General features: G+C 52.4%; 20 protein-coding genes and 1 tRNA gene. 13 read left to right on the plus strand and 8 right to left on the minus strand.

Annotation, left to right across the window (positions count from 1 at the left end):
* Positions 1–10: 10 nt before the first annotated feature.
* Together rpmB and radC are read right to left on the minus strand one after the other, a co-directional pair.
* Positions 11–247: a 50S ribosomal protein L28 gene (rpmB, locus tag H9644_RS11615; RefSeq protein ID WP_000091955.1), complete on the minus strand. Its 237-nt coding sequence runs from the start codon at positions 245–247 to the stop codon at positions 11–13.
* A gap of 216 nt (positions 248–463) precedes the next feature.
* Positions 464–1132, minus strand: a complete 669-nt coding sequence (radC, locus tag H9644_RS11620; protein WP_191774657.1) for a RadC family protein — start codon at positions 1130–1132, stop codon at positions 464–466.
* 171 nt (positions 1133–1303) lie between these two features.
* Here radC and coaBC point away from each other — a divergent pair, with 171 nt between their 5' ends.
* The 3 genes from coaBC (at position 1304) to slmA (ending at position 3663) form a co-directional block, all read left to right on the plus strand.
* Positions 1304–2524, plus strand: a complete 1221-nt coding sequence (coaBC, locus tag H9644_RS11625) for a bifunctional phosphopantothenoylcysteine decarboxylase/phosphopantothenate--cysteine ligase CoaBC (RefSeq protein WP_191774659.1) — start codon at positions 1304–1306, stop codon at positions 2522–2524.
* Positions 2502–2960, plus strand: a complete 459-nt coding sequence (gene dut / locus H9644_RS11630) for a dUTP diphosphatase (RefSeq protein ID WP_000976070.1) — start codon at positions 2502–2504, stop codon at positions 2958–2960. The genes coaBC and dut overlap by 23 nt, the downstream gene beginning before the upstream one ends.
* 106 nt (positions 2961–3066) lie before the next feature.
* Positions 3067–3663 (plus strand): nucleoid occlusion factor SlmA, encoded by a 597-nt coding sequence (gene slmA / locus H9644_RS11635; protein WP_000818603.1) that lies wholly within the window; start codon positions 3067–3069, stop codon positions 3661–3663.
* 36 nt (positions 3664–3699) lie between these two features.
* Here the strand turns inward: slmA and pyrE are convergent, their stop codons facing one another.
* Together pyrE and rph are read right to left on the minus strand one after the other, a co-directional pair.
* A complete protein-coding gene (gene pyrE, locus H9644_RS11640) occupies positions 3700–4341 on the minus strand; it encodes an orotate phosphoribosyltransferase (RefSeq protein ID WP_000806155.1) in 642 nt (213 codons plus the stop codon).
* 65 nt (positions 4342–4406) lie between these two features.
* Entirely contained in the window at positions 4407–5123 is a 717-nt protein-coding gene (gene rph / locus H9644_RS11645; RefSeq protein WP_001247086.1) for a ribonuclease PH, read from the minus strand.
* 126 nt (positions 5124–5249) lie between these two features.
* Between rph and H9644_RS11650 the strand changes: the two genes are divergently transcribed.
* On the plus strand, positions 5250–6113 hold the full coding sequence (locus H9644_RS11650; protein WP_000621336.1) for a YicC/YloC family endoribonuclease: 864 nt from the start codon (positions 5250–5252) through the stop codon (positions 6111–6113).
* A 249-nt stretch (positions 6114–6362) separates the two neighbouring features.
* Positions 6363–6980: a trimeric intracellular cation channel family protein gene (locus tag H9644_RS11655; RefSeq protein WP_064526048.1), complete on the plus strand. Its 618-nt coding sequence runs from the start codon at positions 6363–6365 to the stop codon at positions 6978–6980.
* Here the strand turns inward: H9644_RS11655 and ligB are convergent.
* Positions 6977–8662: an NAD-dependent DNA ligase LigB gene (gene ligB, locus H9644_RS11660; RefSeq protein WP_191774662.1), complete on the minus strand. Its 1686-nt coding sequence runs from the start codon at positions 8660–8662 to the stop codon at positions 6977–6979. The two genes, H9644_RS11655 and ligB, sit on opposite strands and share 4 nt — an antisense overlap.
* Positions 8663–8920: 258 nt before the next feature.
* On the opposite strand from ligB, the gene gmk reads away from it, so the two are divergent.
* The 5 genes from gmk to recG are packed head-to-tail and all read left to right on the plus strand — an operon-like array spanning position 8921 to position 14784.
* Positions 8921–9544 (plus strand): guanylate kinase, encoded by a 624-nt coding sequence (gmk, locus tag H9644_RS11665; RefSeq protein WP_010344504.1) that lies wholly within the window; start codon positions 8921–8923, stop codon positions 9542–9544.
* A gap of 54 nt (positions 9545–9598) precedes the next feature.
* The gene (rpoZ, locus tag H9644_RS11670) at positions 9599–9874 is read left to right on the plus strand and encodes a DNA-directed RNA polymerase subunit omega (protein WP_000135058.1); all 276 of its coding nucleotides are present in this window, start codon (positions 9599–9601) and stop codon (positions 9872–9874) included.
* 18 nt (positions 9875–9892) lie between these two features.
* Positions 9893–12001: a bifunctional GTP diphosphokinase/guanosine-3',5'-bis pyrophosphate 3'-pyrophosphohydrolase gene (gene spoT / locus H9644_RS11675; RefSeq protein WP_064526044.1), complete on the plus strand. Its 2109-nt coding sequence runs from the start codon at positions 9893–9895 to the stop codon at positions 11999–12001.
* A 6-nt stretch (positions 12002–12007) separates the two neighbouring features.
* A complete protein-coding gene (gene trmH / locus H9644_RS11680; protein ID WP_064526042.1) occupies positions 12008–12697 on the plus strand; it encodes a tRNA (guanosine(18)-2'-O)-methyltransferase TrmH in 690 nt (229 codons plus the stop codon).
* 5 nt (positions 12698–12702) lie between these two features.
* Entirely contained in the window at positions 12703–14784 is a 2082-nt protein-coding gene (recG, locus tag H9644_RS11685; RefSeq protein ID WP_191774665.1) for an ATP-dependent DNA helicase RecG, read from the plus strand.
* A gap of 200 nt (positions 14785–14984) precedes the next feature.
* Here the strand turns inward: recG and gltS are convergent, their stop codons facing one another.
* Entirely contained in the window at positions 14985–16190 is a 1206-nt protein-coding gene (gene gltS, locus H9644_RS11690) for a sodium/glutamate symporter (RefSeq protein ID WP_064526038.1), read from the minus strand.
* Positions 16191–16469: 279 nt separating this feature from the next.
* Here gltS and xanP point away from each other — a divergent pair, with 279 nt between their 5' ends.
* Positions 16470–17861 (plus strand): xanthine/proton symporter XanP, encoded by a 1392-nt coding sequence (xanP, locus tag H9644_RS11695; protein ID WP_064526036.1) that lies wholly within the window; start codon positions 16470–16472, stop codon positions 17859–17861.
* A gap of 121 nt (positions 17862–17982) precedes the next feature.
* Entirely contained in the window at positions 17983–19692 is a 1710-nt protein-coding gene (locus tag H9644_RS11700; RefSeq protein WP_191774667.1) for an AsmA family protein, read from the plus strand.
* 52 nt (positions 19693–19744) lie between these two features.
* On the opposite strand, the gene yicI is transcribed toward H9644_RS11700, so the two are convergent.
* Complete coding sequence (gene yicI, locus H9644_RS11705; protein WP_064526032.1) at positions 19745–22063, minus strand: alpha-xylosidase; 2319 nt, start codon at positions 22061–22063, stop codon at positions 19745–19747.
* Positions 22064–22382: 319 nt separating this feature from the next.
* On the opposite strand from yicI, the gene H9644_RS11710 reads away from it, so the two are divergent.
* Positions 22383–22477: transfer RNA gene (locus H9644_RS11710), tRNA-Sec, on the plus strand.
* Positions 22478–22639: 162 nt separating this feature from the next.
* Here H9644_RS11710 and fliB read toward each other — a convergent pair.
* Positions 22640–23857, minus strand: a complete 1218-nt coding sequence (gene fliB, locus H9644_RS11715; protein WP_105289495.1) for a flagellin lysine-N-methylase — start codon at positions 23855–23857, stop codon at positions 22640–22642.
* Between the last annotated feature and the right edge of the window lie 28 nt (positions 23858–23885).

The raw sequence follows: 23885 nt of genomic DNA on the forward strand, positions 1-23885 counted from the left end.
CTCTAAGTACTTAGTACTTTTCGCCACGGGCACGCAGTTCAGCCAGAACTGTATCGATGCCTTTTTTATCGATTACACGCATACCTTTAGCAGATACGCGCAGGGTGACAAAACGCTTCTCGCTCTCAACCCAGAAACGGTGAGAGTGCAGGTTCGGCAGGAAACGGCGTTTAGTCGCGTTCAGTGCGTGGGAACGGTTGTTACCGGTCACCGGACGCTTGCCAGTAACTTGGCAGACTCGGGACATGTCTATTCTCCAAAAATCAAATTAGCTCGAGCTTCGTATGGGGTATTGGCGCCTCGTCAGGCTTTACAGCCCGGTCATCGCAGTTCTATGTGAACTCTCGATTGCCAGGCCCAAATGCCAAACCCGAGATTCTCAAAGGTGGCGTAGTATACGCTGACTCGGCGATGTGCTCAAGTCCCGAACAGACAAAGATCCCGAAGGATCGCGCATAGCGGATTAAATCCAGCCGCGTTCGGCAAAAGAAACATATTCTCCACGCCCAATCACGATATGGTCGAGCACGCGTAAATCCATGAACTGACAACTTTTTATTATCCGTTCGGTAATGAGTTTATCCGCTTTACTGGGTTCAGCACAACCCGAAGGGTGATTATGGGCAAGGATCAGTGCCGAGGCGTTTATTTTTATCGCCTCACGAATAATTTCCCGTGGGTGGACTTCCACATGATTTAACGTGCCGGAAAAGAGTCGGCTGTGGGTAAGGACCCGGTGTTGAGAATCGAGAAAGATCACCATAAAGATCTCCCGCTCTTCGCCCGTGAGCTGGCTTTGTAAAAATTCCCTCGTCATCTCCGGGCTGAGTAACGGGCTTTCTTCACGCATCCGCACGTTGTAGTAACGCCGTGCCAGTTCGGCAATCCCCTTTAACTGGGCGAATTTCGCCACGCCAATTCCATGAACGCCACTAAATTGTTCATATTCAGAGGTTAACAAGCCGTAAAGAGAGCCGAAATTCTCCAGCATCTCTTTCGCCAGAGTTAACACATCTTTACCGCGCGTTCCTGTACGCAGAAATAGCGCCAGCAGTTCAACATCCGTTAACGCACCAATGCCAAACTTCAGCATTTTTTCGCGTGGCATCAACAATTCTACATTGCTTTTCACCTTCACCTCCTTTGTGGTGGGCGCATCCTGTCATAGCCGTTTGGTTAAATCGACGGCCAGTTTTCAATCCTGGAAAGCGCCTCGCAAAGTGATTCTCAGGTGAAAGCACGACAACAAAAGTATTGTGATAAAATCGCCAACTTCTGGTGTCCCCCTACAGGAAAAATCATCATGAGCCTGGCCGGTAAAAAAATCGTTCTCGGCGTCAGCGGCGGTATTGCTGCCTATAAAACCCCTGAGCTGGTGCGTCGTTTGCGCGATCGCGGAGCAGACGTCCGCGTAGCCATGACCGAAGCGGCAAAAGCCTTTATCACCCCACTTAGCTTGCAGGCGGTTTCTGGTTATCCCGTTGCCGATAGTCTGCTGGACCCAGCAGCCGAGGCAGCTATGGGTCATATTGAGCTGGGTAAATGGGCTGATTTAGTGATTCTCGCCCCAGCTACCGCTGATTTGATTGCCCGCGTAGCTGCCGGGATGGCGAATGATCTGGTGTCAACGATTTGCCTGGCTACACCTGCGCCTGTTGCCGTACTGCCAGCCATGAACCAGCAGATGTATCGTGCTGCGGCTACCCAGCATAATTTAGGGGTGCTTGCCTCACGTGGTTTGCTGATCTGGGGGCCAGATAGCGGCAGTCAGGCCTGTGGTGATATCGGCCCTGGGCGAATGCTCGATCCATTAACCATTGTTGATATGGCTGTCGCACATTTTTCGCCCGTCAACGACCTGAAACATCTGAATATTATGATTACCGCCGGCCCGACGCGCGAACCGCTCGATCCGGTGCGTTACATCTCCAACCACAGCTCCGGCAAGATGGGCTTTGCTATCGCCGCTGCCGCTGCCCGTCGCGGAGCGAACGTTACGCTGGTTTCCGGACCGGTTTCACTACCGACACCGCCGTTTGTTAAACGTATTGATGTGATGACCGCACTGGAGATGGAAGCCGCTGTGAAGGCCTCTGTACAGCAGCAAAATATTTTTATCGGTTGCGCCGCCGTGGCCGATTATCGCGCAGCCGCTGTCGCCAGTGAAAAAATCAAAAAGCAGGCGACTCAGGGGGATGAATTAACAATAAAAATGGTCAAAAACCCTGATATTGTCGCCGGAGTTGCCGCACTAAAAGACCAAAGGCCTTATGTTGTTGGATTTGCGGCCGAAACAAATAATGTGGAAGAATACGCCCGGCAAAAACGTATTCGTAAAAACCTTGATCTGATCTGCGCGAACGATGTTTCCCGACCAACTCAAGGATTTAACAGCGACAGCAATGCATTGCACCTTTTCTGGCAAGACGGAGATAAAGTCTTACCGCTTGAGCGTAAAGAGCTCCTTGGCCAATTATTACTCGACGAGATCGTGACCCGTTATGATGAAAAAAATCGACGTTAAGATTCTGGACCCGCGCGTTGGGAAGGAATTTCCGCTCCCGACTTATGCCACTTCTGGTTCTGCCGGACTTGACCTGCGCGCCTGTCTCGACGACGCCGTAGAACTGGCGCCGGGCGACACCACGCTGGTACCGACCGGGTTGGCGATTCATATTGCCGACCCTTCACTGGCGGCGATGATGCTGCCGCGCTCCGGGCTGGGCCATAAGCACGGCATCGTTCTCGGCAACCTGGTGGGATTGATCGATTCTGATTATCAGGGTCAGTTGATGATCTCCGTGTGGAACCGTGGTCAGGACAGCTTCACCATTCAACCTGGCGAACGTATCGCACAGATGATTTTTGTTCCGGTGGTTCAGGCCGAATTTAATTTGGTGGAAGATTTTGACGCCACCGACCGCGGTGAAGGCGGCTTTGGTCACTCTGGTCGTCAGTAACATATACGCATCCGAATAACGTCATAACATTGCCGCAAACATTTCGTTTGCGGTCATAGCGTGGGTGCCGCCTGGCAAGTGCTTATTTTCAGGGGTATTTTGTAACATGGCAGAAAAACAAACTGCGAAAAGGAACCGTCGCGAAGAAATACTTCAGTCTCTGGCGCTGATGTTGGAATCCAGCGATGGAAGCCAACGTATCACGACCGCGAAACTGGCCGCCTCTGTCGGCGTTTCCGAAGCGGCTCTGTATCGCCACTTCCCCAGTAAGACCCGCATGTTCGATAGCCTGATTGAGTTTATCGAAGATAGCCTGATTACTCGCATCAATCTGATTCTGAAAGATGAGAAGGACACCACAGCGCGCCTGCGTCTGATTGTGTTGCTGCTCCTCGGTTTTGGTGAGCGTAATCCTGGCCTGACCCGCATCCTTACCGGGCATGCGCTGATGTTTGAACAAGACCGCCTGCAAGGGCGCATCAACCAACTGTTCGAGCGTATTGAAGCGCAGTTGCGTCAGGTATTGCGCGAAAAGAGAATGCGTGAGGGTGAAGGTTACACCACCGATGAAACGCTGCTGGCAAGCCAGTTGCTGGCATTTTGTGAAGGTATGCTGTCACGCTTTGTCCGCAGCGAGTTTAAATACCGCCCGACGGATGACTTTGACGCCCGCTGGCCACTGATTGCCGCGCAGTTGCAGTAAGATGACGCCGGATGACTTACCATCCGGCGTTTTTTGTCAAACCCCGTACTCTTCGCGATAAGCCTTAACCGCCGCCAGATGTTCCGCCATTTCCGGCTTCTCTTCCAGGTAAGCAATCAAGTCTTTCAGGGTGATGATAGAGATCACTTTGCAGTTGTAATCACGCTCAACTTCCTGAATTGCCGAAATTTCGCCGCGCCCCCGTTCCTGGCGATCGAGCGAAATCAGCACACCAGCAAGCGTCGCGCCATTAGCCTGAATAATTTCCATCGACTCGCGGATCGCCGTCCCGGCGGTGATCACATCATCTACCAGCATCACACGCCCTTGTAACGCACTACCGACCAGATTGCCGCCTTCACCGTGATCTTTTGCTTCTTTGCGGTTAAAGCAATATGGCAGGTCAAGGTCATGATGCTCCGCCAGCGCCACGGCGGTAGTGGTGGCAATCGGAATCCCTTTGTAAGCTGGGCCAAACAGGAGATCGAACTCAATGCCAGAATCCACTAACGCTTCAGCGTAAAAGCGGCCTAACAGTGCCAGGTCGCGCCCGGTATTAAACAGCCCGGCGTTGAAGAAATAAGGGCTTTTGCGCCCGGACTTCAACGTAAACTCGCCAAACTTTAATACCTGTTTGCCAAGCGCAAATTCAATAAACTGGCGCTGATATGGTTTCATGCCTTCGCTCCTCATCTTACTTTTCTACAGACAAAAAAAAGGCGACTCAGTAGTCGCCTTAAAAATCAGTTTGCCAGCGCCGCCTTCTGCGTCGCTACAATGGATTCGATTCCCCCTCGGGCCAGCGCCAACAAGGTGAGTAGCTCTTCATGGGTGAACGGCTCGCCTTCTGCCGTCCCCTGCACTTCAATAATGCGCCCGTCTTCGGTCATCACCACGTTCATATCCGTTTCAGCAGCAGAGTCTTCAACGTATTCCAGATCGCAAATCGCTTCGCCGTTAACGATACCGACAGAAACCGCGGCTACCATGCCTTTCATCGGGTTGGTTTTCAGTTTGCCATTCTCAACCAGCTTATTCAGCGCATCTGCCAGCGCCACACAAGCACCGGTGATCGAAGCTGTGCGGGTGCCGCCATCGGCCTGAAGTACGTCGCAGTCCAGTGTAATAGTGAACTCACCGAGGGCTTTCAAATCTACCGCGGCGCGCAATGCACGAGCGATCAGACGCTGAATCTCCATCGTGCGACCGCCCTGCTTACCCTTCGCCGCTTCACGGGCGTTACGGGTATGAGTAGAACGCGGCAGCATACCGTATTCTGCGGTGATCCAGCCCTGCCCCTGACCTTTCAGGAAGCGCGGCACGCCTTCTTCAATAGAGGCGGTACACAACACCTTGGTATCGCCAAATTCGACCAGCACCGAGCCTTCTGCATGTTTTGTATAGTTACGAGTCAGGGTAACGGGACGCACCTGATTATTGCTACGGCCTGCTGGACGCATATTGAAATCTCCGGCTTGAAACAAATGTGGCTGCGCATTATACGGACTTCCGGCGGTTATTCCTATCCTGACAAGGCATCGATGGCTATAATCCTTCCACCTCTCCTTTTATAAACAGGAACGTCTATGATCCGCAGTATGACCGCCTACGCCCGGCGTGAAATCAAGGGTGAATGGGGGAGCGCAACCTGGGAAATGCGCTCGGTAAACCAGCGTTATCTGGAAACTTACTTTCGTCTGCCGGAGCAGTTCCGTAGCCTTGAACCTGTCGTTCGCGAGCGTATTCGCTCTCGTCTGACGCGCGGTAAAGTGGAATGTACCCTGCGCTATGAACCAGATGTTAGCGCACAAGGTGAGCTGATTCTCAACGAAAAACTGGCTAAACAGCTGGTAACTGCCGCGAACTGGGTGAAAATGCAGAGTGACGAAGGGGAAATTAACCCGGTTGATATTCTGCGCTGGCCAGGCGTGATGGCAGCCCAGGAGCAGGACCTCGACGCCATTGCTGCTGAAATTCTCGCTGCTCTCGATGGTACGCTGGACGACTTTATCGTCGCGCGCGAAACCGAAGGCCAGGCGCTGAAAGCGTTGATTGAACAGCGTCTGGAAGGCGTCACCGCCGAAGTGGTCAAAGTGCGCGCCCATATGCCGGAAATCCTGCAATGGCAGCGTGAGCGTCTGGTAGCGAAGCTGGAAGACGCCCAGGTGCAACTGGAAAACAACCGTCTGGAGCAGGAGTTGGTTCTGCTGGCACAACGAATTGACGTTGCCGAAGAGCTGGACCGCCTCGAAGCGCATGTTAAAGAAACGTACAACATTCTGAAGAAAAAAGAAGCGGTTGGCCGTCGTCTGGACTTTATGATGCAGGAATTTAACCGCGAGTCGAACACACTTGCGTCGAAATCTATCAATGCCGAAGTGACAAACTCCGCCATCGAGCTGAAAGTGTTGATCGAGCAGATGCGCGAGCAGATCCAGAACATCGAGTAAGCGACATAGCATTGTAGGCCGTTGTTAATTTCAGCGGCTCTACGTACACCTACCCAAAAAATGTCAAAAATCCCATACTTTTTCTAATGCATTTTTCTTAACACAACATCAGAAAAATGCATTGGATTTACAGAAAACACCAATTTCACATAACTATAAGTTATCAATTACAACTCTCCTTAAAAAATCTCAATCGTGACAATGCGCACAAATCGCTACCCTGCCAGGCAGATTTTTAGGGAGAAAACCATGCTGTTACACATTTTGTATTTGGTTGGCATTACTGCCGAAGCCATGACAGGGGCGCTGGCGGCCGGACGGCGGCGCATGGATACATTTGGCGTAATTATCATTGCTACCGCCACCGCAATTGGTGGAGGATCAGTACGTGATATTCTGCTGGGCCACTATCCGCTCGGCTGGGTCAAACACCCGGAGTATGTGATTATCGTCGCCACCGCTGCCGTATTCACCACCATCGTTGCTCCCGTGATGCCTTACCTGCGTAAAGTCTTTCTGGTGCTCGATGCACTCGGACTGGTGGTTTTTTCAATCATTGGCGCACAGGTCGCGCTGGATATGGGACATGGCCCGATCATTGCCGTTGTCGCGGCTGTGACGACTGGCGTGTTTGGCGGCGTTTTGCGCGATATGTTCTGTAAACGCATCCCTCTGGTATTCCAGAAAGAGTTGTACGCCGGGGTTTCTTTTGCTTCCGCCGTGCTGTACATCGCGCTGCAACACTATGTTTCCAACCATGATGTGGTGATTATCTCCACCCTGGTATTCGGCTTTTTCGCTCGCTTGCTGGCGCTGCGTCTTAAACTGGGATTACCGGTTTTTTATTACAGCCATGAAGGCCACTAAGGCACAAAACCAGTGATCTGCTGGGCAGCCAGCCAGTTGCCCAGCATCTTGATTTGCGCATTATTCTTCCATTCCATAACCTGACTTGCGCGACGCAACCCTGTCCCCGGTAGTTGCTGCCAATACTGTTCGCTTCTCTGCAAAAGTTGCTCCCAGGAGCTTAAGTCGTTGGCATTAAGCGCCACTCTGGTTAACGGTATTCCCATTGCCATCACCCAGCGGGTAAAAGGTTGCTTACGTGCCAGGTTAAACTGATGCCATAACTGCTCACTTTTACTTTTCGCGATCCCCGGCGTGTGCTGCAGTTGAGCTGGCGTTAATGAAAGCCAGGAAAAGATATGTTCAAAGCGATGCGTCTGATGTAGCGAGCGCCAGCCAGCTTCACCGATGCCCTCCAGCCCCAAAACCTGTTTTGAGCCCAGCCAGACTAACCGTGAAATGAATTGCTCCTGACAAACATCAGAAGCAAAGTAGCAGGTCAACGCGTTAAAACGGTTTTCGGGCGGCGTTGGTTTTGTGCGTTCAGCACCGCGCCAGACCACTTCATCAATGCGTGGAATCCCCTGACCGGCAAGACTCACGAGGATTTGATCGCCAGGTGCGATGTCCCACTCCTGCCAACGTCTGACGGAACCAATGTTCACCCGCTGGACTTTTTTATCATCCAGCATGACAGGCGCGAGTGACGCCACCACCGAGATTTTTCCGCTCTTACCGACAGCAAACTGTATCGCGTTCACTTCAGTAACCTGGGCCACAGGTTGATATTTCCACGCTATCAACCAATCCGCCTGACCCGGTAGCCAATGACGGGATTCTGGTTCCTTAGCCGCTCGCACAACCACGCCATCGGTGACGAAGGGCAATTTCGTTTTCCACCACTCATTACGTGCTCGCTCAACCTCGTCTGCGCTTTTCACCGCAAGGGTATACTTCTGCGTCAAAGCAAAGCCCGCAGCAGCAAGCTGCTGTAATCGCTCGGCCATTAACTGTGGTCCATCCGGCCACGCCCAGATAAACACGCCCAGTGAATGCAGCGTGTCGCTATTATCCTGGCGCATCAAAATGCCGGCAACCTTTGAACGGGCATTCATTCCTCCCATTTGTTGTTGGATATGCCCCTCACGCTGGAGAAATATCTCGCCCTGCAGGGTGCTGTTGGCCAAAACTCCGCTAACAGATTGCGGTACAGAAGGAATCAAGCGTATTTTCTGCGTCCAGTCCTCACCTTTAAGCCCATTGCCACGACTGATCGCTTTAATCAGTTTTCCATCACGGTAGACCAGTGTTACCGCAACCCCATCAACTTTTGGTTGTACCCAAAGATCGCTGTGCTCATGCATCCACAGACGTAACGCATTTTTATCCGCTAACTTAGGTACTCCCGTATGCGCAACCGGATGGATCACCGTGCCACTCAACGGCGGCGGCATAGCGTCACCACTTGTCTCTTCGCCAAAACAGCGTTGCCACTGTGCAAGGCGGGCGCTTAACTGATCGTAAACCCCATCTTCCACATCACTTTTCCCTTTTTTCCAGTAATCATCGTCCCACTGTTTTACTTGCTGTTGTAGGTGGGAGATTTCTTCATGCGCTCTGGCTGGCGACCAGGCCGGGCAGACCGCCTTCGCTGATGATTGCCAGCACAAAATACTCATTAACACTGCAATCCATACTTTCATCGTCACCTCCACTGTAGTCAGGCGGGCAGATATACAACGTGATGAATGCAAAACCGAGGGGCAAAAATAAAGTGTGAGATGACGCTTCCAGAGAATCGTCTTTGTTGCAGTAAATGACCGGGAATTGCGGAAACAGGTACGCAAAACGCAACAACTTTGCGCAAAAAGTGTGAGCAAGGGCTACGTCACATGGCCGCGCCGTGTATAATAAGCACGTATGTAGGCTTTATTTCGCTTAATCACATACGAAAGATACTCATGGCTCAAGGCACGCTTTATATTGTTTCTGCCCCCAGTGGCGCGGGTAAATCCAGCCTGATTCAGGCTTTATTAAAAACCCAACCGTTGTACGACACTCAGGTTTCTGTTTCACACACCACGCGCGCACCGCGTCCGGGTGAAGTACATGGCGAACACTACTTCTTTGTTAATCATGATGAATTTAAAGAGATGATTAGCAGAGATGCATTCCTTGAGCACGCGGAAGTGTTCGGTAATTACTATGGCACTTCACGCGAGGCCATTGAGCAAGTACTGGCGAGCGGCGTGGATGTTTTTCTGGATATTGACTGGCAGGGCGCGCAGCAAATTCGCCAGAAAATGCCACATGCGCGGAGTATCTTTATTTTACCGCCGTCCAAAATTGAGTTAGACCGCCGTTTACGGGGTCGAGGTCAGGACAGCGAAGAGGTCATTGCAAAGCGTATGGCTCAAGCAGTTGCAGAAATGAGCCATTACGCCGAATATGATTATTTAATAGTGAATGATGATTTCGACACCGCTCTGGGTGATCTAAAGACTATCATTCGCGCCGAACGCTTGCGCATGAGTCGCCAAAAGCAACGTCATGACGCTTTAATCAGCAAATTGTTGGCAGACTGAACCTTCTTTCAGTATCATGCCCAGTCATTTCTTCACCTGTGGAGCTTTTTAAGTATGGCACGCGTAACTGTTCAGGACGCTGTAGAGAAAATTGGTAACCGTTTTGACCTGGTACTGGTCGCCGCGCGTCGCGCTCGTCAGATGCAGGTAGGCGGAAAGGATCCGCTGGTACCGGAAGAAAACGATAAAACCACAGTAATCGCGCTGCGCGAAATCGAAGAAGGTCTGATCAACAACCAGATCCTCGACGTACGCGAACGCCAGGAACAGCAAGAGCAGGAAGCCGCTGAATTACAAGCCGTTACCGCTATTGCTGAAGGTCGTCGTTAATCACAAAGCGGGTCGCCCTTGTATCTGTTTGAAAGCCTGAATCAACTGATTCAAAACTACCTGCCGGAAGACCAAATCAAACGTCTGCGGCAGGCGTATCTCGTTGCACGTGATGCTCACGAGGGGCAAACACGTTCAAGCGGTGAACCCTATATCACGCACCCGGTAGCGGTTGCCTGCATTCTGGCCGAGATGAAACTCGACTATGAAACGCTGATGGCAGCACTACTGCATGACGTGATTGAAGATACTCCCGCCACCTACCAGGATATGGAACAGCTTTTTGGTAAAAGCGTTGCCGAACTGGTAGAGGGGGTGTCGAAACTTGATAAACTCAAGTTCCGCGATAAGAAAGAGGCGCAGGCCGAAAACTTTCGCAAGATGATTATGGCGATGGTGCAGGATATCCGCGTCATTCTCATCAAACTTGCCGACCGTACCCACAACATGCGCACGCTGGGCTCACTTCGCCCGGACAAGCGTCGCCGCATCGCTCGTGAAACTCTCGAAATCTACAGCCCGCTGGCACACCGTTTAGGTATCCACCACATTAAAACCGAACTCGAAGAGCTGGGTTTTGAGGCGCTGTATCCCAACCGTTACCGCGTGATTAAAGAAGTGGTGAAAGCCGCGCGCGGCAACCGTAAAGAGATGATCCAAAAAATCCTCTCAGAAATCGAAGGGCGTTTGCAGGAAGCGGGAATACCGTGCCGCGTCAGTGGTCGCGAGAAGCATCTTTATTCGATTTACTGCAAAATGGTGCTCAAAGAGCAGCGTTTTCACTCGATTATGGATATCTACGCCTTCCGTGTGATCGTCCATGATTCCGATACCTGTTATCGCGTGCTCGGCCAGATGCACAGCCTGTACAAACCGCGTCCGGGGCGTGTGAAAGACTACATCGCCATTCCCAAAGCGAACGGCTATCAATCTTTGCACACCTCGATGATTGGTCCACACGGCGTGCCGGTTGAAGTCCAGATCCGTACTGAAGATATGGATCAAATGGCGGAGATGGGTGTTGCCGCACACTGGGCTTATAAAGAGCACGGCGAAACCAGTACTACCGCGCAAATCCGCGCCCAGCGCTGGATGCAAAGCCTGCTGGAGCTGCAACAGAGCGCCGGTAGCTCGTTCGAATTTATCGAGAGCGTTAAATCCGATCTCTTCCCGGATGAGATTTACGTTTTCACACCGGAAGGGCGCATTGTCGAACTACCCGCCGGTGCAACGCCTGTCGACTTCGCTTATGCGGTACACACCGATATCGGTCATGCCTGCGTAGGCGCACGCGTCGACCGTCAGCCTTACCCGCTATCGCAGCCGCTCTCCAGCGGCCAGACCGTTGAAATCATTACCGCGCCGGGCGCTCGCCCGAATGCTGCATGGCTGAACTTTGTTGTCAGCTCGAAAGCTCGCGCCAAGATTCGTCAGTTACTGAAAAACCTTAAGCGTGATGATTCTGTAAGCCTGGGCCGTCGCCTGCTCAACCATGCATTAGGTGGCAGCCGTAAGCTCAATGAAATCCCACAGGAAAGTATTCAGCGTGAACTGGATCGTATGAAGCTGGCGACGCTTGACGATCTGCTGGCGGAAATCGGCCTTGGTAACGCCATGAGCGTAGTGGTAGCGAAAAATCTGCAGCATGGTGACGCCTCCATTCCACCAGCGACCCAAAGTCACGGACATCTGCCGATTAAAGGTGCCGATGGCGTGCTGATCACCTTTGCAAAATGCTGCCGTCCCATTCCTGGCGATCCGATTATCGCCCACGTCAGCCCCGGCAAAGGCCTGGTGATCCACCATGAATCCTGCCGTAACATCCGTGGCTACCAGAAAGAGCCAGAGAAATTTATGGCTGTGGAATGGGATAAAGAGACGGCGCAGGAGTTCATCACCGAAATTAAGGTGGAGATGTTTAACCACCAGGGCGCACTGGCAAACCTGACGGCGGCAATTAACACCGCGACATCCAATATCCAAAGTTTGAATACAGAAGAGAAAGATGGTCGCGTCTACAGCGCCTTTATTCGTCTGACTGCCCGTGACCGCGTGCATCTGGCGAATATCATGCGCAAAATCCGCGTGATGCCAGACGTGATTAAAGTCACCCGAAACCGAAATTAATGTTTTATGAATCCAACACGTTATGCACGCATCTGCGAAATGCTCGCCAGGCGGCAGCCTGATCTGACCGTCTGCATGGAGCAGGTCCACAAACCCCATAACGTTTCTGCGATCATTCGTACTGCAGATGCCGTTGGCGTACATGAAGTTCATGCTGTCTGGCCTGGCAGCCGGATGCGTACTATGGCTTCGGCAGCTGCAGGTAGCAACAGCTGGGTACAGGTGAAGACACACCGTACCATTGGCGATGCCGTCGCCCATCTGAAAGGCCAGGGCATGCAGATTCTGGCAACCCATCTTTCTGATAACGCTGTCGATTTCCGCGAAATTGATTACACCCGCCCGACCTGTATTTTGATGGGTCAGGAGAAAACGGGTATCACTCAGGAAGCGCTAGCCCTGGCGGATCGGGACATCATCATTCCGATGATCGGCATGGTACAGTCACTGAACGTCTCTGTTGCTTCCGCTCTCATTCTCTACGAAGCCCAGCGTCAGCGGCAAAACGCAGGCATGTACCTGCGTGAAAACAGCATGTTACCGGAAGCAGAGCAACAACGTCTGCTGTTTGAAGGCGGCTATCCAGTACTGGCGAAAGTCGCGAAGCGCAAAGGTCTGCCCTACCCCCAAGTCAATCAGCAAGGTGAGATTGAAGCTGATGCCGACTGGTGGGCCACTATGCAGGCCGCAGGGTAAGCGCCATGAAAGGTCGCCTGTTAGATGCTGTCCCGCTCAGTTCCCTAACGGGCGTGGGCGCAGCGCAAAGTAACAAACTGGCGAAAATTAACCTGCATACCGTGCAGGACTTGTTATTACACCTTCCCCTGCGCTACGAAGATCGTACCCATCTTTACCCCATCGGTGAGTTGCTGCCAGGCGTTTATGCCACGGTAGAAGGCGAAGTGCTGAACTGCAATATCTCCTTCGGCGGTCGGCGAATGATGACCTGCCAGATTAGCGACGGTTCCGGCATTCTCACTATGCGCTTTTTCAACTTCAGCGCGGCGATGAAAAATAGCCTGGCGACGGGACGACGTGTACTGGCCTACGGCGAAGCAAAGCGCGGTAAATATGGTGCGGAGATGATCCACCCGGAATACCGCGTGCAGGGCGATCTCAGTACGCCAGAGTTGCAGGAAACGCTCACGCCGGTTTACCCAACGACAGAAGGCGTTAAACAGGCAACGCTGCGTAAATTAACCGACCAGGCACTGGATCTGCTCGACACCTGTGCCATTGAAGAGTTATTACCGCCAGAGTTATCAAAAGGAATGATGACGTTACCGGAAGCTTTGCGCACTCTGCATCGCCCGCCGCCGACGCTGCAACTTAGCGATCTGGAAACCGGGCAGCATCCGGCGCAACGTCGTCTGATTCTGGAAGAACTGCTGGCGCACAACCTCAGCATGTTAGCGTTACGCGCCGGAGCGCAACGTTTTCATGCCCAGCCACTGAGCGCTAATGACGCGCTGAAAAATAAACTCCTCGCCGCCTTACCGTTCAAGCCAACGGGCGCACAGGCACGCGTAGTGGCGGAGATCGAGCGCGATATGGCGCTGGATGTGCCGATGATGCGTCTGGTGCAAGGTGATGTAGGTTCCGGTAAAACGCTGGTTGCTGCCCTCGCCGCGCTGCGTGCGATTGCTCATGGGAAACAGGTGGCGCTGATGGCACCAACCGAGTTGCTCGCCGAACAGCATGCCAATAACTTTCGCAACTGGTTTGAGCCACTGGGTATTGAAGTGGGCTGGCTGGCTGGCAAGCAGAAAGGTAAAGCGCGACTGGCACAGCAAGAAGCCATCGCCAACGGTCAGGTGCAGATGATTGTCGGCACTCATGCCATCTTTCAGGAACAGGTACAGTTTAACGGTCTGGCGCTGGTGATCATCGACGAACAGCACCGTTTCGGTGTGCATCAGCGCCTGGCATTGTGGGAAAAAGGCCAGCAGCAAGGTTTCCATCCTCATCAGTTGATCATGACCGCCACGCCAATCCCCCGCACTCTGGCGATGACCGCGTATGCCGATCTCGATACCTCGATGATTGATGAGCTACCGCCTGGCCGTACACCAGTGACTACCGTTGCTATCCCGGATACACGCCGCAACGACATTATTGACCGCGTGCGCCACGCCTGCATGACTGAAGGTCGTCAAGCGTACTGGGTTTGTACGTTGATTGAAGAATCAGAGTTACTGGAAGCGCAGGCAGCAGAAGCCACCTGGGAAGAGCTGAAACTGGCTTTACCGGAACTCAACGTCGGTCTGGTACATGGGCGGATGAAACCTGCCGAGAAACAGGCAGTGATGGCATCGTTTAAACAAGGCGAGCTGCACCTGCTGGTTGCCACTACCGTCATTGAAGTCGGCGTCGATGTACCCAACGCCAGTCTGATGATTATCGAAAACCCGGAGCGTCTGGGTCTGGCGCAGTTGCACCAGTTGCGCGGACGCGTAGGTCGTGGCGCGGTGGCTTCTCACTGTGTTCTGCTCTACAAAACGCCTCTCTCTAAAACGGCACAAATTCGCCTGCAAGTGCTGCGCGACAGCAGCGACGGATTTGTGATTGCACAGAAAGATTTGGAGATTCGCGGTCCTGGCGAACTGTTAGGTACGCGTCAGACGGGTAATGCCGAATTTAAAGTGGCGGATTTACTGCGCGATCAGGCCATGATCCCAGAAGTTCAGCGCCTGGCGCGGCATATTCACGAACGTTATCCACAGCAGGCAAAAGCCCTGATAGAACGCTGGATGCCGGAGACGGAACGCTACTCCAACGCATAAAAGGCGGTAGTGAGAAGGCCGCCGTTTCAGGTTGCTGGCGAAGTGCTCCACTTTCTTGCCGGATGCGGCGCAAACGCCTTATCCGGCCTACGAGATCAATGCAAATTCAATAAATTGCGGCTCATCCGGTAGGCCTGATAAGCGAAGCGCATCAGGCATTTGTCTTTGTTGCGGCGGCACTTACACCGCCGCTTCATCGGTTACCCCGCGAAAATCGGCAACATCAAATACAGCTTGATCACCAGGGCGTTAACGATATCGATAAAGAATGCACCGACCATCGGCACCACCAGGAAGGCCATGTGCGACGGGCCAAAGCGTTCGGTGATCGCCTGCATGTTGGCGATTGCCGTGGGCGTTGCACCAAGGCCAAAACCACAGTGACCCGCAGCAAGCACCGCCGCATCGTAGTTTTTGCCCATCATGCGCCAGGTGACGAAGATGGCGTACAACGCCATGAAGATGGTCTGTACAACAAGAATCGCCAGCATCGGCAGCGCCAGCGAAGCCAGTTCCCACAGCTTCAGGCCCATCAGCGCCATCGCCAGGAACAACGACAGACTCACGTTACCCAGCACCGATACCGCACGCTCAAAGACGCGGTAAAAGCCCATCATGGACAAACCGTTGCTCAGAATCACGCCCACAAACAGCACGCAAACGAAGGTTGGCAATTCAAAAGCTGTGCCAGCCAAAAGTTGCGCAACAATTTTCCCCACCGTCAGACAGATAGCAATCAGCGCGATGGTTTCAATCAGTACCAGTGAGGTGATCATGCGACCCACATCTGGCTTTTCGAATGCCGTCGGGACTTCCTGGTCATCCGGAATACCGTTCGGCGTGGTGGAGTGTTTCACCAGATAGCGCGCCACCGGGCCGCCAATCAAGCCGCCCAGCACCAAACCGAACGTTGCACAGGCCATCGCCACTTCCGTCGCGTTGGTGAAGCCATAACGTTCAATGAACAATTTGCTCCATGCTGCTCCCGTACCGTGTCCACCAGAAAGCGTAATAGAACCGGCCAGCAGACCCATCAGCGGATCAAGCCCTAACAGGCTAGCCATCCCGATGCCGATGGCATTTTGCATCACCAACAGGCCAACAACCACAATGAGGAAAATCCCCACCACACGCCCACCGGCACGCAGGCTGGCAATATTGGCATTCAGACCAATGGTTGCGAAGAATGCCAGCATCAACGGATCGCGCAGGGACATATCAAAGTTGACTTCCCAGCCCATGGTTTTTTTCAGCACCAGCAGCGCCAGCGCCACCAGCAACCCTCCGGCAACCGGTTCAGGTATGGTGTATTTCTTCAGAAAGGAGACGGAATGGACCAACTTGCGCCCAAGCAGCAACGTCAGCGTTGCTGCAACAAGCGTTGCTAAAGTATCGAGATGAAACATAGTTACTCCTTTGTGTCCGCACCACTCTTTCACACTCGTCATACTTCATCGCACATGTGCAGTAGGGCGAAATATGACGAGTATCGAGTCATGCTATCCCGGTTCGAATTCTCAGCTGAAAATAAAAAAATGGCATGGATTTTAAGCAGAAAACAACCAAAAGTTATATAAAAAAGTGCATTTATCGCATTTAAATATTTAGAAGAATGCATGGCAAACGTTTGCTTTTACCTTTCGGTCAGCTAAAATGCCCGCTTTGTCACCACGGGATTGTTTTCGATGTCTGTTTCCACCTTCGAGTCAGAAAATGCGCAACCGGTTGCGCAGACTCAAAACAGCGAACTGATTTATCGTCTTGAAGATCGTCCGCCGCTTGCTCAAACTCTGTTTGCCGCCTGTCAGCATCTGCTGGCGATGTTTGTCGCGGTTATCACCCCTGCGCTTCTCATCTGCCAGGCGCTGGGGTTACCGGCACAGGACACGCAACACATTATTAGTATGTCGCTGTTTGCCTCCGGTGTGGCATCGATTATTCAAATTAAAGCCTGGGGGCCGGTAGGTTCCGGGTTGTTGTCGATTCAGGGTACCAGTTTCAACTTCGTTGCCCCGCTGATTATGGGCGGCACGGCGCTGAAGACCGGCGGTGCTGATGTTCCCACCATGATGGCGGCGCTGTTCGGTACGCTGATGTTGGCAAGTTGCACGGAGATGGTGATCTCCCGTGTTCTGCATCTGGCGCGCCGTATTATTACGCCGCTGGTCTCTGGCGTTGTGGTGATGATTATCGGCCTGTCGCTGATTCAGGTTGGGTTAACGTCCATTGGTGGCGGCTATGCGGCCATGAGCGACAACACATTTGGCGCCCCGAAAAACCTGCTACTGGCGGGCGTAGTCTTAGCCTTAATCATCCTGCTTAACCGTCAACGTAACCCTTACTTACGCGTGGCCTCGCTGGTGATTGCGATGGCGGCCGGATATGCGCTGGCGTGGTTTATGGGCATGTTGCCAGAAAGCAACGAGCCGATGACGCAAGAACTGATTATGGTACCAACGCCGCTCTATTACGGTCTTGGTATTGAATGGAGCCTGCTGCTGCCACTGATGCTGGTCTTTATGATCACCTCGCTGGAAACCATTGGCGATATCACCGCGACCTCTGACGTTTCCGAACAGCCGGTTTCCGGCCCGCTGTACATGAAACGTCTGAAAGGCGGCGTGTTGGCAAACGGCCTGAACTCGTTTGTCTCGGCAGTATTTAATACCTTCCCGAACTCCTGTTTCGGACAAAACAATGGTGTGATCCAGTTAACCGGTGTTGCCAGCCGTTATGTCGGTTTTGTGGTGGCACTGATGTTGATCGTGCTGGGTCTGTTCCCGGCAGTGAGTGGTTTTGTGCAACACATCCCTGAGCCCGTTCTGGGTGGCGCTACGCTGGTGATGTTTGGCACCATCGCCGCATCTGGTGTGCGCATCGTTTCCCGCGAGCCGCTGAACCGTCGGGCAATTCTGATTATTGCGCTGTCGCTGGCCGTCGGTCTGGGTGTTTCTCAGCAGCCGCTGATTTTGCAATTTGCCCCTGACTGGCTGAAAAACCTGCTCTCTTCAGGCATTGCCGCTGGCGGTATTACTGCCATTGTGCTGAACCTGATTTTCCCGCCGGAAAAACCGTAATTCACTTAGCGGCGGTAAGTTTCTTTACCGCCGCAGCGACCCTCTTTCACCATTCCCGCCTTGAGGAATGCGCGTAAATCGTGCATAACTCCCTTATGTGTATTTCGCGGGATGGAAGACTATGAAATTTATTGGGAAGCTGCTTCTCTACATTTTCGTCGCGCTACTCGTAGTGATAACTGGCCTCTATTTTCTTCTGCAAACCCGTTGGGGTGCGGAGCATATCAGCGCATGGATTTCCGAAAATAGCGACTACCATTTGGCCTTCAGGGCAATAGATCACCGCTTTTCCGCGCCATCTCATATCATACTGGAGGACGTCACGTTTGGTCGTGATGGACAGCCTGCAACCCTGGTGGCAAAAAGTGTTGATATCGCCTTGAGTAGTCGGCAACTGACCGAACCGCGCCATGTCGATACCATTTTGCTGGATAACGGGACGCTGAATCTCACTGACCAGACCGCGCCGCTACCGTTCAAAGCCGATCGCCTGCAACTGCGCGATATGGCATTTAATAGCCCAAATAGCGAGTGGAAGTTGAGTGCACAGAGGATAAATGGCGGCGTCATTCCGTGGTCGCCAGAAGCTGGTAAAGTGTTGGGAACGAAAGCGCAGATTCAGTTCAGTGCTGGCTCCCTGTCGCTCAATGATGTTCCTGCCACCAATGTGTTGGTTGAAGGCAGTATTGATAACGATCGCGTTACGCTGACCAATCTGGGCGCCGATATTGCGCGCGGTACATTAACCGGAAATGCGCAGCGTAACGCCGACGGTAGCTGGCAGGTGGAAAACCTGCGCATGGCGGATATCCGTCTGCAAAGCGAAAAATCGCTGACTGATTTCTTTGCGCCATTGCGCTCTGTGCCTTCGTTACAGATTGGTCGCCTGGAAGTGATAGATGCTCGCCTGCAAGGCCCGGACTGGGCGGTGACCGATCTCGATCTCAGCTTGCGCAACATGACCTTCAGTAAAGATGACTGGCAGACACAGGAAGGCAAGCTGTCGATGAACGCCAGCGAGTTTATTTATGGTTCGCTGCATTTGTTTGACCCGATTATGAACGCAGAATTTTCCCCGCAGGGCGTGGCGCTGCGCCAGTTTACCAGCCGTTGGGAAGGTGGCATGGTGAGAACGTCAGGAAACTGGCAACGCGACGGGAAAACGCTAATCCTCGATGATGCGGCAATTGTCGGGCTGGAATATACCCTGCCAAAAAACTGGCAACAGTTATGGATGGAAACGACACCAGGCTGGTTAAACAGTCTGCAACTGAAGAGATTTAGCGCCAGCCGCAACCTGATCATTGATATCGACCCTGACTTCCCGTGGCAACTCACCGCGCTCGATGGCTATGGCGCGAATCTGACGCTGGTAGCCGATCATAAGTGGGGCGTCTGGAGCGGCACGGCGAATCTGAATGCCGCCGCCGCGACGTTCAATCGTGTTGATGTTCGCCGTCCGTCGCTGGCGCTGGCCGCTAACAGCAGCACGGTGAATATCAGCGAACTTAGCGCGTTTACTGAGAAAGGTATTCTGGAAGCCACTGCCAGCGTTTCACAAACGCCGCAGCGCCAGACTCATATCAGCCTGAACGGACGCGGTGTGCCGGTAAATATTCTGCAACAGTGGGGATGGCCAGAACTACCGATTACTGGCGATGGCAATATTCAGCTCACCGCCAACGGCAATATTCAGGCCGATGCACCGCTAAAACCCACGGTTAACGGGCAACTCCATGCCGTGAACGCCGAAAAACAGCAAGTGACCCAGACCATGAATGCTGGCGTCGTTTCCAGCGGTGAAGTCACATCAACAGAACCTGAGCAGTAAAAATCAATCTCTCCGGGTACGACATAGCCGTACCCGGCATTTCTTCAATAGATTACAACGTAATTGTCAGCAAGTTAGCCGCTGGCGTCACCACTACACCTGACTCACTTTCAGCCTGCGAACCGCCTTGCAGCCCGTTTACTTTCGCAATATTGCGCAAGCACAGCGTCCAGTTATTCGCTTCTCCCGCGCCTGTCACGGTAATCATGTTGCCAGTACGCGCCGCTTTCAGGGTGAAAAGAACAGAGCCATCAGCGGCCGGCACTTCACAGACGGCTTCACGCCCGTCTTGCAGATTAAAGAGCTGGAAAGCCGTGCCGTCATGCCATGCGTAGTCGGGACGTTGAACGTTGTTGCCCAGCGCCAGTAAGGTATTATCACGCACGTAAACCGGCAAACTCATAAAATTGTGCTGCTGTTTATGCCAGCGATTACCGTCGATTTCATCGTTGTGCCACAGGTGCGTCCAGCGACCTTCCGGCAGATAAAACTGTACCTCGCCCGCTTCAGAGAACACCGGCGCGACCATCACGCTGTCGCCCAACATATACTGACGGTCAAGGTAATCACAAGCCGGATCGTCCGGGAACTCCATCACCATTGCGCGCATCATCGGCGTACCCAGCGCGTTAGCGCGAGCGGCTTCGCGATACAGATACGGCATCATACGGCATTTCAGCTGCGTAAAGTGGCGCACAACATCGCAGGATTCATCATCATAGGCCCAAGGCACTCGGTAGGATTTGCTGCCATGCAGACGACTATGGCTGGAGAGCAAGCCAAATGCGCACCAGCGTTTGTAAACGTGTGCCGGTGCAGTATTTTCAAAGCCGCCTATATCATGACTCCAGAAGCCAAAACCGGAAAGGCCAATAGATAAACCACCGCGCAGACTTTCCGCCATCGATTCATAATTGGCGTAGCAGTCGCCGCCCCAGTGCACCGGAAATTGCTGCCCGCCGACAGAAGCGGAACGGGCAAACAGTACGGCCTCTTCCTCGCCGACGGTGTCTTTCAACACGTTCCATACCAGTTCGTTGTAGATGTAAGCATAATGGTTATGCATTTTCTGCGGATCGGAACCATCGAACCACTGAACATCAGTCGGAATACGTTCGCCAAAGTCAGTCTTGAAGCAATCAACGCCCATCGCGACCAGACCTTTCAGTTTATCGGCGTACCATTTACAGGCATCCGGATTGGTAAAGTCATAAATCGCCAGACCTGGCTGCCATTTATCCCACTGCCATAGCGAACCGTCCGGGCGTTTGAGTAAATAGCCTTTCTCTTGTAACTCTTTAAAGACGGGTGATTTTTGCCCGATATAGGGGTTAATCCAGACGCAGATTTTCAGCCCTTTCGCTTTCAGGCGGCGGATCATCCCTTCCGGGTCCGGGAAGGTCATCGGATCCCACTCAAAATCGCACCACTGGAAGGCTTTCATCCAGAAACAGTCGAAGTGGAAAACATGCAGCGGCAAATTGCGCTCTGCCATACCGTCGATAAAGCTATTTACCGTGGCTTCGTCGTAGTTGGTGGTAAATGAGGTCGTCAACCACAGACCGAAGGACCATGCGGGCGGCAGCGCCGGACGCCCTGTAAAATGGGTATAGCGATCAAGTACCGCTTTCGGCGTCGGACCGTCGATAACAAAATATTCGAGATATTCACTCTCAACGCTGAACTGCACTTTGGAGACTTTCTCCGATCCCACTTCAAAAGAGACGCATTGGGGATGATTGACCAGCACGCCGTAACCACGATTAGTGATATAGAACGGGATGTTTTTGTATGCCTGTTCGGTGCTGGTGCCGCCGTCGCGGTTCCAGGTTTCTACCGTCTGCCCGTTACGCACCAGCGCGGTGAAACGTTCCCCCAGACCGTAAACAGTTTCACCGACACCGAGATCCAGTCGCTCAAACATGTAGTTACGATGGGTGTTGGTATCCTGCACATAGCCGCTGTTTTTCAACTGGCTACCCGTGATACGCACGCCGTTGCGCAAAAAATCGAGCGACCAGAATTCCCCTTTGGTCACACGAACGCTCAAATTTCCGCTCTTCAGCTCGGCATATTCACTGGTGTTTTGCATCTCCACCGGAACGTCATGCAACACATTAAGCGGGTAATGCGGGCCGTTATCCAGCGCTCCCTGAAAATGCTCAATTCTTACACCAACTATGCCTTCCTGCGGCGAGAAAAAGCGCAGCGTAAACAGTGGAGTATCCAGCTGCCAGGTACGTTCGCGCACATCACGCGGCGCGGCGTAAACCACCATCTCATTTTCCAGTTGCTCAACATCAAAAACCTGGATGGGGTGAATCAAATTAAGACCAGGTTGAATGAGCCAGTTTCCATCGCTGATTTTCATAATTCGTTCCTTTCGCTCTGAAAGTTTTGTTACTTCAGGCATGACAAGAGAAGAAAACACCAGTCAGGCAGCCCGATACCCAGATTTGCTTTGTAAACCATCCGAAAGAGTGGGGATATTGCTATTTTTTGTTATCAACTTACGTTTCTTGTTTTCTGTGATCGTGGTAACACCAAAATGTAACTTATGGATTTGCTGAAGGTTTCTGTGAAGGGGATCATGGCAAGACGAAACGAAGCGGAAAAAAGTGTGATGGGGGATGTGATAAGGCGAGGAACTAGCTATAATGCGCCCCGCCTCCATGTAGCAATCGAGGCGCGGAAGATCGTCGTCTCCGGTGAGGCGGCTGGACTTCAAATCCAGTTGGGGCCGCCAGCGGTCCCGGGCAGGTTCGACTCCTGTGATCTTCCGCCAAAATGCCTCTTCTGATGTTCACCAATCCCTTGTTATACGATTAAAGCCAGACATTTTCTTCTGTTCATGATTCAATCTGCTTTACCGGAGTTGTTCTTAATATTTATTACAACGGAAGCGACATGTCAGACAAACGCTTAACCCAGTCCCCCACAGGCGAATTTAACAAATTAACAGCAGGCAGGAGAGATCGTCCCCGGCATTGATCATATCAATCGCTTTATCCATACGCTGATTGATAACTGGCGAATGCAAGGTTTTCTCGGCAAGGCTCGCCACTATCTTCAGCACCATTGCCTCATCTGGAGTGACTTCCAGCGATATCACACTCAACAAATGCTTTGTGTAGAAATAGTCGAGGATTAAACGGTAAACCTGGCGCATGGCCGTTGAGAAATCAGCCTCCGGAAAATGGCTGTGGTAAATTTTGTAGGTCAGTAAATTGCGCAAGACATGCGGGGCGCTGAGGATAGAATCCTGGCAAAGTTGTTGCCATTGCTTGTCCAGAACTGCAAACTTGTCGACCTGAGCTTGCTTATCCGTGCTGGCTGTAATGTTTAAATATGCCGCCATCTTCCGATGCGCCCCTGCGATAATGTTATCCCTGCTGCTTTCATTCGCGATAAGTGCCCCCAATGCCGACAGCGCGCGCACCTTCAATCCAACCGACTCCGTTGACGTTGAGCAATGAATCAAACTTATACCTGCTGCCAGCTCGCCTAATAGCTCCTGATGGTACTGTTCAGCCTGCGCAAAATGGCGATGCAGATCGAACTCAATGCGCTGCAGGTAAACCATAAACTGAGCCAGCGCCATCAAGTTCTCTTCTACGTTCAACGATGGCGCCTGCAGGAGGTGCCAGGCAAAGAGATGCACAATCTGGTGGTTCTGATTAACCGGCTGCTGCCGGGCGATGAGATTATTTTTCGCCTTCGCCAACAGCTCATCTTGTTCATGCACTAACATGCTGTCGGCATCGAACAATACCAGCCGGGCTACTTCTGGACATGAAAGCGTCATCGAATAACGAGTCGTATCCGCGTAGTGTTTTTTACAACGTGGATAAGTAGAACAGGTAGCTGAAAGCGCTTTGTCTCCCAGCTCGCGATGGACCAGGCAGAGTTTATTTTCATCGAGAAACGGACACTGCCCTTGCGCGTCCAGCTTAATTCTCGAGTATCTTTGTTTACCTTTTCGCACCAGCATCAAATTCTCTTTCGCCAGCCTGGAGATTTCCGGATGGAGTGCGTTGAGGTAATCATGATGAGTTTTCTTATCGATGTCTATTTTCCATCCCTGACAGCAGGAAATCAGGCAGTTAGGGCCGACGCAGGCAAACTTCTTCACAAACTCGGGGGTTATTACTTTATGGATTCGCATAACATTCTTCGCGTTTAAAAAGCGAACA

The sequence above is a fragment of the Escherichia whittamii genome (genome assembly GCF_014836715.1).
Classification (GTDB): Bacteria; Pseudomonadota; Gammaproteobacteria; order Enterobacterales; family Enterobacteriaceae; genus Escherichia; species Escherichia whittamii.